We start from the raw sequence: 10,247 nt of genomic DNA, 5'->3' as shown, positions 1-10,247 counted from the left end.
CTGTCCAAGTTCCCTCATCTCAGGCAGGACTTCCTCGCCTCCATCGTCGTCTTCCTGGTCGCCGTGCCGCTGTGCGTCGGCGTGGCCGTCGCCTCGGGTGTTCCGGCAGAGGTCGGGCTCGTCACCGGCATCGTGGGCGGGCTGGTCACCGGGGCCATGCCCGGCAGCAGCCTCCAGGTGTCGGGGCCGGCGGCCGGATTGACCGTGATCGTGTTCGAAGCCGTCCGCGAGTTCGGAGTGGGTACGCTCGGCGTGATCGTGCTGATCGCCGGGCTGCTCCAGCTCGCCATGGGCTTCGCCGGCATAGGCCGCTGGTTCCGCGCGATATCCGTCTCGGTCGTCGAGGGCATGCTCTGCGGCATCGGACTGGTGATCATCGCCGGCCAGGTCTACGCGGCGGCGGGCCTGAAGGCCCCGGAGACCGGCATCGGGAAGGTCGTGGGGCTGCCGGGGGCGTTCGCCGACGCCCTGGTCAGCACCGAGGCTCTGACCTCCCTCGCGATCGGCGCGGGCACCATCGCCGTCATCGTGCTGTGGAAGAAGATGCCGAAGTCCTTGCGGTCCGTGCCGGGCGCCCTCGCGGCGGTGGTGCTGGCCACGGTCGCCACGCTCGCGTTCAGCCTGCCCGTCGCCACCGTCGAGGTGGAGGGCCTGCTCGGCGTCATCCAGCCGCCCGGCTCCGAGGCGTTCGGCGAGCTGGCGAGCCCGGCCATCTGGGGCACGATCATCGCCTTCGCGCTGATCGCCTCGGCGGAGAGCCTGTTCAGCGCGGCGGCCGTGGACCGGCTGCACGATGGCCCGCGCACCCAGTACGACAAGGAGATACTCGCCCAGGGTGCGGGCAACACCGTGTGCGGTCTGCTCGGCGCGCTGCCGATGACCGCGGTGATCGTCCGCAGCTCGGCCAACGTGAGCGCGGGCGCCAAGACCAAGGCGTCCCGGGTGCTGCACGGCGTCTGGCTGCTGCTGTTCGCCGCCGCCATGCCGTGGGTACTGGCCTTGATCCCGCTGCCTGCACTCGCGGGCATCCTGGTGCACGCGGGCTGGAAACTGATCCCGTTCCGCCAGGTCATGGCGCTGTGGCGGACCCACAAGGGTGAAGCGCTGATCCTCGTCGTCACGGCCGTGTCGATCGTTGCCGTGAACATGTTCGAGGGTGTCCTGATCGGTCTGGTCCTGTCCGTGATCAAGGCTGCCTGGGATGCCTCGAACCTGAAGGCGGAGATCATAGACAAGGGTGCCGGCCCCATCCAGGTGTACCTGTCGGGCAACGCGACCTTCCTGCGCCTGCCGAAGATACTGGACAGCCTGGAAGCACTGCCCCAGGACCGCCCGATCGAGCTGGATCTCGCGGGTCTGCACCACCTCGACCACGCCTGCCGCACGGCCCTGGAGAACTGGGCAGAGCGGCACAGCGCGGTCGGCACGGAACCGGTGAAGGTCACCGAACCGGTCAGGGCCACAGCGGACACCTGACCCGCTCAGCGGCCGGGGCGATCGACTGGTCGGGGGCGGCGACCGACTCCCCCCTCCAGGGGAGTTCGCGCAGCGGGCGCAGGGGCCGAGTGACGTCGTCGCGGTCTCCGCCGGTCAGTGACACCAAGGGTGGGGACGCCCCGCGGTGGGCCGTCCGCACGGTGGACTGCGTCGGCGGGCGGCGGTCATTCGGTCCGTACCGGGGTGCTGGGCTCGGGCTCCATGGCACCGTGTTCGCCGAGCCAGCGCGCGAGTTTGCCACGTCGGCCGATGGCACGGAGCCGGCGTTCCGTGGCTTCCCGGGTCTTGGGCGTGGTGATGAGCAGGAGTTCGTCGTCGGCGCGCAGCACGGTGTCGCGGTCGGGGACGAGGGTGGTGCCCTCGCGGACGATCAGGGTCACGGCGGTCGGGGGCGGAAGCCGGAGTTCGAAGACGGCGACGCCGTGCAGCCGGGAGCCCGGTGGAATGGTGACAGTGAGCAGGTCGGCGTCCAGGACGTCCAGGGGGGCGGTCTCGACCTGCACGTCGCGCAGCGCGCCGGGGCGGGTCAGACCCAGGCGCCCGGCGACGGCGGGCAGGGTGGGACCTTGGACGAGGGTGAACAGGACCACGAGGACGAACACGATGTTGAGGACTTCGCGAGCGCCGGTGACTCCGGCGACGATGGGGAAGGTGGCCAGCACGATGGGGACCGCGCCGCGCAGGCCGGCCCAGGAGATGAACGCCTGCTCGCGCCAGGGGATCCGGAAGGGCAGCAGGCAGGCCAGGACGGAGACAGGGCGTGCGGCCAGCAGCAGGACCAGGCCGACGACGAGGGCCGGGAGGATCGCGGAGGGCAGTTCGCTGGGGTCGACGAGCAGGCCCAGCATGACGAACAGGCCGATCTGGGCCAGCCAGCCGGCGCCTTCCGCGAAGGAACGGGTCGCGGCGCGGTGGGGCAGCTCGGCGTTGCCCAGGACGAGGCCGGACAGGTAGGCGGCGATGATCCCGCTGGCGTTGACGGCTCCGGCCGCGGCGAAGGCGATGATGCCGAAGCCGACCGTGGCCAACGGGTACAGGCCGGTGGCGGGCAGGGCGATGTGGCGCAGGGCGGCCGCGCCCAGACGGCCGGTCAGTACGCCGAGCGTGCCGCCGACCGTGAGCTGGTAGAGCAGGTTGCCCAGGAGAGGCGCGGGTCCGGGCAGGTCGGCGGTGGCGGTGGAGAAGACCAGGACGAGGATGATGGTGGGGGCGTCGTTGAAGCCGGACTCGGCCTCCACCAGGCCGGTCAGTTTCTGCGGCAGTGGCAGGGAGCGCAGCACGGCGAAGACGGCGGCGGCGTCGGTGGAGGAGACGATCGCCCCGAGCAGGAGGGCCAGGTGCCAGTCCATGCCCAGCAGCCAGTGCGCGCCGGCGGCGGTCATCACGACCGAGACGGCCACGCCCACGGTGGCCAGGACGCCGGCGGGGGCCAGGAGGCGTCTGACGTCGCTCCACTGGGTGGTCAGGCCGCCTTCGACGAGGATGACTCCGAGGGCGGCGGTGCCCAGTGCCTGGGCCAGTTGGGCGTCGTCGAACTCCAGCCCGAGGCCGTCCTCGCCGGCGATGACGCCGACCGCGAGGAACAGCAGCAGGCTGGGCAGACCGATGCGGTGGGCGGTACGGGCGGCGGCGATGCTGGCCAGCAGCACCGTGCCGCCGATCAGCAGCGTCAGGTACAGCTCGGACAGGGTCATCGGTCGGTCCTCGTCTCGTCAGGCAGCAGTCCGGCGGCCGCTGGGGTCAGGACCGGGGCGGAGGGTCGCGGTGTCTGCGCGCCTCGCGCAGGGGGCGAACAGTTCCCCGGCCGCACCGGCGAGGACCAGGCCGGTGGCGGTGAGCAGCCCGTGGGCCAGGGCGATGCCGGTGCCCGGCACGGCCAGGGCGACGGCGAGGAGCAGCCAGGCACGGGTGTGCCGGTACTCGGGTGGCCGGCAGGGGCGGCCGGCCCCGAGGGCGCGGACGAACCGGGGATCCTCGCGGTGCAGGCGGGACTCGATCTCGCTGAGCCGCCCGGCACGTGATCCGGCCACGGGCTTCCCCTCCTGGCACGGGTGACCCCCATGGGCAGCATCACCACCGCGCCGCTCAGCGCGCCGGCGAACGGGAACACCCGCGCCGTGGCGATCAGCACGTAGACGGCGGCGAGCACCCCCACCGCCGTCCATACCGTGACGCTCACCGCACCCCCGCCCGGCGCGCCGCACTGACCTGCCCCGGCCGTTTCGGCACCCGCGAGGCGGCGCACCCCCATGGCTGCCGCGCGGCGCAGGCGGAGCACCAGCAGGACCGGGCCGGACACCGCCTCGGTGTGGCCGTGTCGCCGTGGCGCTGCGTCCATCGGGACGGGCCCCCTCTCGTGATCCGACAGACCCGCCGCCCTTCAGGCACCGCGCCCCGCACCTGTATGCAGGGAGGGTGGAAGCGGCAGGCCTGGCAGGGCCGGCGTGCCGTACGGCCGTCGGGCAGTGAGGCCGTCAGCCGGCCCACGCCGCAGGCGGTCGCCACTGCGGTCACCGGGGCGGGGACGGTGGGTCGGCTCCACCCTCACCCGCCCACGAGGGCGCACACCATCGGGTCTGGCACCCAAATGCGGCCGGGTCACGCCTGTAGGTGAGGACACGGAGTGGGCGCCAGACCTTGAGGGGGGCTGGCGTGGCGGTGGGTGGGTGATCGGACAGGTGGCCGGCACCCGCCACCACGGATATGGCCTCCGGTGGTCGCAACGTCGAAGGGGTGCCGACACCCGCGTGGCGTCAGCACCCCTTGCGATGCGCGACGGTCAGCTGCGGCCCTTCAGGCGTTCGACGGCGGCGACACCGACCGCGGCAAGTGCGATCTGGATGGCCAGTTCGATCCAGTCGATGCCGCGGGTGTCGGCGACTCCGAGCCCGGCGGCGATGGCGGTGCCGACCAGGGCGGCGACGATGCCGACGGCGATGGTCCACAGAACGCCGGTGTGCTGACGGCCGGGCAGGGCGAGCCGGCCCAGCACCCCGATGATGGCGCCGATGATGACGGCGGTGATGATGCCCGAGATCTCCATGTGCCGTTCCTTCCTTGAACAGTTCGCTGCTCACATGCCCGCTTGCCACCTGCTCACGCTCGGTGTGCGCTGCTGGCGCTCCCGCTCGGTTACAGGTCGAACTCGTGGGGCGGCAGATCGAGGGTGAAGCACGCCTCGCGCACGACGGCCTGCTCGGACTTGTCGAAGTCGCCGTCGGCGCCGCCGATGACGATGCCGATCTGGATGACGGCACGCGCCTCGGCAGGCTTCCTCTTCGCCTTGGCGATTTCCTGCAGCACGCTGACCTTGCCGAAGTCGAAGTCGGCGGTCAGCTTGTTCAGGTTGTCCTCGAAGCGACGCTGCAGATCCATGGCGTCGAAGTTCTGCAGCACCTCGTTGGTGGCAATCAGCTGAGCGACGCGGCGTCGCTCGGCCGGATCGATGGTGCCGTCGGCGGCGGCGACCAGCGCGCACATCGCCATGGAAGCGTCGCGGAACGCGCCGGACTTGAGGTCGTTCTTCTTCGCCACCAGTTGGGTCTGCATCGTCGATGCGGACTCCTTGATGCGGTCCCACAGGGCCATGGCTGACTCCGTACGTCTTGAGGAGCCGTCCGGTCCGACTGCGAGGTCGGGCCCGGACAGCCACTTCTTCTACATTGCTGTAGAAGTTACCAGGCGTGGCGGACGTGCGTGACCTCCCCGGTCTCCGCCGACCTCTGCGCTCGCGCGCCCGTGCCGGGCCCGGAACGGTGCCCGTGCCCGTCGTCGCGGCAGTGGTCGCCGTGGCCGTGCTTGTCCTCGTGGGTGCGGCGGGCCAGGCAGCGCGGGGATCACCGCGTCCGCGGCGCGGGCGGCGGCCCCTGAAGGGAGGCGGGGCCGCCGCCCGCCGGGAGCGGGTTACTTGGCGGAGGTGTCGAGCGCGGCCAGGGCCTGGGCCCAGCGCACGTACTTCAACTCGGCCAGATCGGCGACCGTCCTGACGCCGAACGCCTCCTGGAGGAGTTCACCGTCCCTGTCCGAGACCCCCTTCAGCGCGGCGACCGGCGCGGCGAGTATCTCCGGCAGACTCTTGTCCGCCCACGCCTTGTCCAGCACCTTGTCCAGGTCGATCGAAGCCACGACAGCCCTCCCGGGGAAAACACCGATGGACGGTTCCGGACGACGTGCCGCCGGGGTGGCCGTGACCGGCGGATACCCTGCTCAAACCGGTGACCCCCTCCTGTCCTGCCCGTCGCCCGCGGGGCAGCCGGGAACATCAAGGCCACCCCTAGCGTTATCTACACGCTTGTAGAAGCATAGCCGTGAGGTGACCCGCCCGACAGCAGCCCGGCGGAACGTCCGGAACCACCCGCACAGGTGGCGGAAACCGCCCCGGCAAGGCGACTTCGCCGCCCTCTTACCATGGGGCCCGGACGGGAAGCGCCTCACCGGAGCCGCCAGGATCCGTCCGACCCGACAAGCCAAGAAGGAGCAGCAGACCCACTATGGGTGAACCTCCCAGTCCCGGCCGTGCCACTGCCCGCCCGTCGCGCACCAGTGAGGGATCGGGGGTGGCACGGTGACCGAAGTCCTGCTGCTGTGCCTGGCCCTGGCCCTCACCCTGGCGTGTGCGGTGTTCGTCGCAGCCGAGTTCTCCCTGACCACGGTCGATCGCGGTGAACTGGAACGCGCCGCGGCGGCTGGTCAGCGCGGAGCCGACAGTGCCTTGCACGCCGTGCGCAGACTGACCTTCCAGCTCTCCGGCGCGCAACTGGGCATCACGGTGACCTCGCTGGTGATCGGCATGCTCGCCGAACCGTCGCTGGCCGCGCTGCTGCGAGGCCCGCTTCGGGCGGCCGGTCTGGGCCCGGCCGCTTCGTCTGCGGCCACCGTGCTGGGCGTTGCCCTGTCCACCGTGGTGCTGATGGTCGTCGGCGAACTGGTGCCGAAGAACTGGGCGATCTCCCGTCCACTGGCCGTGGCCAAGGTCGTCGCCACGCCGCAACGTTGCTTCACCGCGGTCTTCGCCCCCTTCATACGCCACCTGAACTCCACGGCCAACCGGGCCGTTCGCCGCTTCGGCCTGGAACCCGCCGAGGAGCTGGCCCACGCCCGCACCCCCGAGGAACTCGTGGCACTCGCCCGGCACTCGGCCGCGCAGGGAGCCCTGGAAAAGGACGCTGCCGAGCTGTTCGTGCGCACCCTGCACCTGAGCGAGCTCACGGCCGAGAACGTCATGACTCCGCGGGTCGACGTCCAGGCCCTGGAGGCCCACGCCACCGCGGCGGACGCCGCCAACCTCACCCACGCCACCGGCCTGTCCCGCTTCCCGGTCTACCGCGACAGCCTGGACGAGGTGATCGGCACCGTCCACATCCGCGACGTCCTCGCCCTGGACGAGGAGAAACGCCCGATCACCCCGGTCACCGACCTGATGACGACGCCGCTGCTGGTGCCCGACAGCCTGCCCGTCGACACACTCCTCAAGCGACTGCGCGCGCAGGGCAGCATGGCGGTGGTCATCGACGAGTACGGCGGCACGGCCGGCGTCGCCACCATGGAGGACATCGTCGAAGAGGTCGTCGGAGATGTCCGCGACGAACACGACCCGCAGGCCGCCCCCGACCTGCTGCCCACTCCTGCCACCGACGACGGTCGCGCACGCTGGGAGGCCGACGGCAGCGTCCGCCTGGATGAACTGACCCGGACAGGCTTCACCTCGGCCGAGGGCCCCTACGAGACCCTCGCCGGACTGATCGCCACCCGCCTGGCGCGCATCCCCGCCGAAGGGGACACCCTCACCATCGGCGGCTGGGAGCTCACGGTCCTCGCCGTCGACCACCACCGCGCCGACCGCGTCGCCCTCACTGCTCCCACGCCCGCCCCGCTTGACCAGGAGAGCGCCCGATGACCGCGATCCAGCTCCTCATCGGTGCCCTGACCCTGCTGACCAACGCCTTCTTCGTCGGAGCCGAGTTCGCGCTGATCTCCGTACGCCGCAGCCAGATCGAACCCAGGGCGCAGGCCGGCGACACCCGCGCGAAGATCACCCTGTGGGGCCTGGAGCACCTCTCGGCGATGATGGCCACCGCGCAGCTCGGCATCACCGTCTCCTCCCTCATCCTCGGCGCGGTCGCCGAACCGGCCATCGCCCACCTGCTGGAACCGGCCTTCGAGGCCGTCCACGTCCCCCACGCCCTGGTCCACCCGATCGCCTTCGTCATCGCCCTTTCGCTGGCGACCTACCTGCACATGCTGATCGGCGAAATGATCCCCAAGAACATCGCCCTGGCCGCCCCCGCACCCACCGCGCTGCTGCTCGCGCCCCCGCTGGTCGGCCTCACCCGCGCTCTGCGCCCGGTCGTCTTCGGGATCAACTCGTTCGCCAACGCCCTGCTGCGCATGCTCAAGGTCGACCCGAAGGACGAGGTCGAGTCCGTCTTCACCGACACCGAACTCGCCCGCCTCGTCGACGACGCCAGCCAGGCCGGGCTGCTCGATCCCGACGACAGCGAACGGCTGCACGACGCCCTGGAACTGGGCAACCGCCCCGTCGGCGAGATCCTCGTCCCGCTCAACCGGATGGTCACCGCCGACCACACCATCACCCCGGCCCAACTCGAACGCGCCGCCACCGGTGCGGGCTACTCCAGGCTGCCCGTCCTCGCACCCGGCGGCGTCGTCCTCGGCTACCTGCACATCAAGGACGCCCTCGGCACCCCCGACCGCCACAGGCCCTTCCCCCGCACCGCACTGCACGCGGTGGCCCGCGTCCAGATCGACACACCACTGGACGACGCCCTGACCGCGATGCGTGCCGACGGCACTCACCTGGCGGCCGTCACCGGCGCCAAGGGCACGGTTCTCGGTTTCGTCACCATGAACGACGTCCTGTCGCAGCTCGTCGGCGCAAGCTGAACGGCAGGCGAGCCGCGGCCACCTGGTCCGCTCGCCGGCTCAGCGGCGCGTGTGGCCGACGAGGGTCTTCCATGCGCTGCTGGGCAGGGAGCTGACGGGCACCTGCTCCGGCACGTACTGATCACAGTGCGGGTTGTGGCACGGGCCTGCCGTCCAGCGGGGAACGTAGACGCCCATCGTCTTGTGCCGTTCCATCACGGTGTCGACCGGCTGCTTGCAGGAGTGGCAGGTCTGTGTGGACCGGTGGGCCGTCTCGGAGTTCCGTTCACTGTCCATAACACGACTTTACGCCCGCTTTGCCTGCGTTTGGTAGTCCATTGGTGCGCTCGATTCCGTTCCGCCCCGATTTCTCGTCGACGACCGAGGCACCTGGCACCTTTCCCCGCCGGATCTCAGGTGTTCGGACCTCGGTCCGCGGAATCGGACTGCTCCGGCTCGCTGCCCTCGGGTGAGTCGCCCGCGGGAAGATCGCCGGCTTGACCGGTGTCGTCCGTGGCGGACCGTTCTTCGTCCTCATGGGCAGGCGGGGGCCGCAGCATGCTGAGTGCGACGGAGACGGTCAGCACGGCGGTGATGACAGCGAGGCTGACCGGGGAGGGGATCTCCGGGATGGCGGTGCTGATCGTCTTGTGGGACGCCTGAAGGATGAGCTTGACGGCGATGAAGGCCAGGATCAGCGCGAGGCCTTTGCTGAGGTAGTGGAAGCGGTCGAGCAGGCCGGCGAGCATGAAGTACAGGGCGCGCAAACCGAGGATGGCGAAGGCGTTGCTGGTGTAGACGATGAAGGCGTCGCTGCTCACGGCCAGGACGGCGGGGACACTGTCGACGGCGAAGACCAGGTCGGCGGCCTCGATCGCGGCGACCACGGCCAGCAGCGGCGTGCCGACGCGTTTGCCGGCTTCCTTGACGAAGAAGTGGGGGCCCGCGTACTCGTCCCGTACGGGGATGATCTTGCGGAGCAGTTTGACGGCGAGGCTTCGGCCCGGGTCGAAGCTCTCGTCCTCCCCTTTGAGGATCTTGTACGTGCTCCAGAAGAGGATGGCGGCGAAGACGAACAGGACGGCGGTGAAGCGGCTGACCACGGCCACGCCCGCGGCGAGGAAGACGCCGCGGAAGACCAAGGCGCCCAGGACACCGAGGAAGAGCACGCGGTGCTGATAGGCCCGCGGCACTCTGAAATAGCCGAAGATCAGCGCGAAGACGAAGAGGTTGTCGACCGACAGGCTCTTCTCGAGCAGCCAGGCAGTGGTGTACTCGACGCCCGCATCGGTGCCGACCACCCAGAAGACGACGACGCCGAAGACGACCGCGAGCCCCACCCACACCCCGCTCCAGGCCGCGGCCTCGCGGAAGCCGATCACATGGGCCTGCCGGTGCGCCAGGAGATCGACTCCCAACGACACCACCACGGTCACGGCGAACGCCATCCACAGCCACAGCGGCACGTCGTGCATCGGTCCGGCCCCTCACAGCGATCGACCAGGCAAGCCCTATCTCGAGTGTGGGACATCCGACGGGACCTGTCGCCCTCGCGACCGAGGCGCACCCGGCACGATCGGCCAGGAGGGCAGCGGCTCGAAGACATCAGTGCACGGCAGCTGCGAGGCGCGGGCTCAGGTGGCGGCCACCGACCGCACGGCCAGCCCGCGCGTCACCGGTCAGTCGAAGTAGGACTGCAGCGTGCCGCGCCGCCGCACGTCGAGGGTCGCGCAGTGGAACGAGCCGCCGAACGGGGCGTAGTGCAGCAGGTCGCAGGGGATCGGCTCGAAGCCCCACTTCTCCAGGGCGCGCAGCATGCCGGTGTGGTGCCGCTCGGCGATCACCCGCTTCTCGTCGACCATGAGCAC

The 10,247-nt window shown here is 70.6% G+C and carries 10 protein-coding genes and 1 pseudogene; 3 read left to right on the top strand and 8 right to left on the bottom strand.

Going from position 1 to position 10,247, the window contains the following annotated elements:
• Positions 1-1,476, top strand: a 1,476-nt coding sequence (locus tag AC07DA_RS35965; RefSeq protein WP_479132466.1) for a SulP family inorganic anion transporter, incomplete at its 5' end; no start/stop codon positions are given.
• A 185-nt stretch (positions 1,477-1,661) separates the two neighbouring features.
• On the opposite strand, the gene AC07DA_RS35960 is transcribed toward AC07DA_RS35965, so the two are convergent.
• The 5 genes from AC07DA_RS35960 to AC07DA_RS35940 all read right to left on the bottom strand — a co-directional run bounded on the left by AC07DA_RS35960 (position 1,662) and on the right by AC07DA_RS35940 (position 5,622).
• Entirely contained in the window at positions 1,662-3,191 is a 1,530-nt protein-coding gene (locus tag AC07DA_RS35960) for a potassium/proton antiporter (RefSeq protein ID WP_479132465.1), read from the bottom strand.
• Positions 3,192-3,209: 18 nt separating this feature from the next.
• Positions 3,210-3,527 (bottom strand): DUF3040 domain-containing protein, encoded by a 318-nt coding sequence (locus AC07DA_RS35955; RefSeq protein ID WP_479132464.1) that lies wholly within the window; start codon positions 3,525-3,527, stop codon positions 3,210-3,212.
• A 749-nt stretch (positions 3,528-4,276) separates the two neighbouring features.
• Positions 4,277-4,540: a GlsB/YeaQ/YmgE family stress response membrane protein gene (locus AC07DA_RS35950; RefSeq protein WP_479132463.1), complete on the bottom strand. Its 264-nt coding sequence runs from the start codon at positions 4,538-4,540 to the stop codon at positions 4,277-4,279.
• Between the two features lie 89 nt (positions 4,541-4,629).
• Entirely contained in the window at positions 4,630-5,085 is a 456-nt protein-coding gene (locus AC07DA_RS35945; protein WP_479132462.1) for a tellurite resistance TerB family protein, read from the bottom strand.
• Between the two features lie 315 nt (positions 5,086-5,400).
• Positions 5,401-5,622 (bottom strand): hypothetical protein, encoded by a 222-nt coding sequence (locus AC07DA_RS35940; RefSeq protein ID WP_479132461.1) that lies wholly within the window; start codon positions 5,620-5,622, stop codon positions 5,401-5,403.
• 439 nt (positions 5,623-6,061) lie between these two features.
• Between AC07DA_RS35940 and AC07DA_RS35935 the strand changes: the two genes are divergently transcribed.
• The gene (locus tag AC07DA_RS35935) at positions 6,062-7,393 is read left to right on the top strand and encodes a hemolysin family protein (RefSeq protein WP_479132460.1); all 1,332 of its coding nucleotides are present in this window, start codon (positions 6,062-6,064) and stop codon (positions 7,391-7,393) included.
• Positions 7,390-8,400 (top strand): hemolysin family protein, encoded by a 1,011-nt coding sequence (locus AC07DA_RS35930; RefSeq protein ID WP_479132459.1) that lies wholly within the window; start codon positions 7,390-7,392, stop codon positions 8,398-8,400. Before AC07DA_RS35935 ends, AC07DA_RS35930 begins: the two co-directional genes overlap by 4 nt.
• A 39-nt stretch (positions 8,401-8,439) precedes the next feature.
• On the opposite strand, the gene AC07DA_RS35925 is transcribed toward AC07DA_RS35930, so the two are convergent.
• The 3 genes and pseudogenes from AC07DA_RS35925 to AC07DA_RS35915 all read right to left on the bottom strand — a co-directional run.
• Positions 8,440-8,676: a hypothetical protein gene (locus AC07DA_RS35925; RefSeq protein WP_479132458.1), complete on the bottom strand. Its 237-nt coding sequence runs from the start codon at positions 8,674-8,676 to the stop codon at positions 8,440-8,442.
• Positions 8,677-8,792: 116 nt separating this feature from the next.
• On the bottom strand, positions 8,793-9,854 hold the full coding sequence (locus AC07DA_RS35920) for a TerC family protein (protein WP_479132457.1): 1,062 nt from the start codon (positions 9,852-9,854) through the stop codon (positions 8,793-8,795).
• A 204-nt stretch (positions 9,855-10,058) separates the two neighbouring features.
• Positions 10,059-10,247, bottom strand: a pseudogene (locus AC07DA_RS35915) (amidinotransferase); the annotation flags it as partial.

This window comes from Streptomyces sp. NPDC044921 (assembly GCF_056432865.1).
The sequence above is the reverse complement of the archived record's forward strand: the minus strand, read 5'-3'. Positions and strand labels throughout refer to the sequence as shown.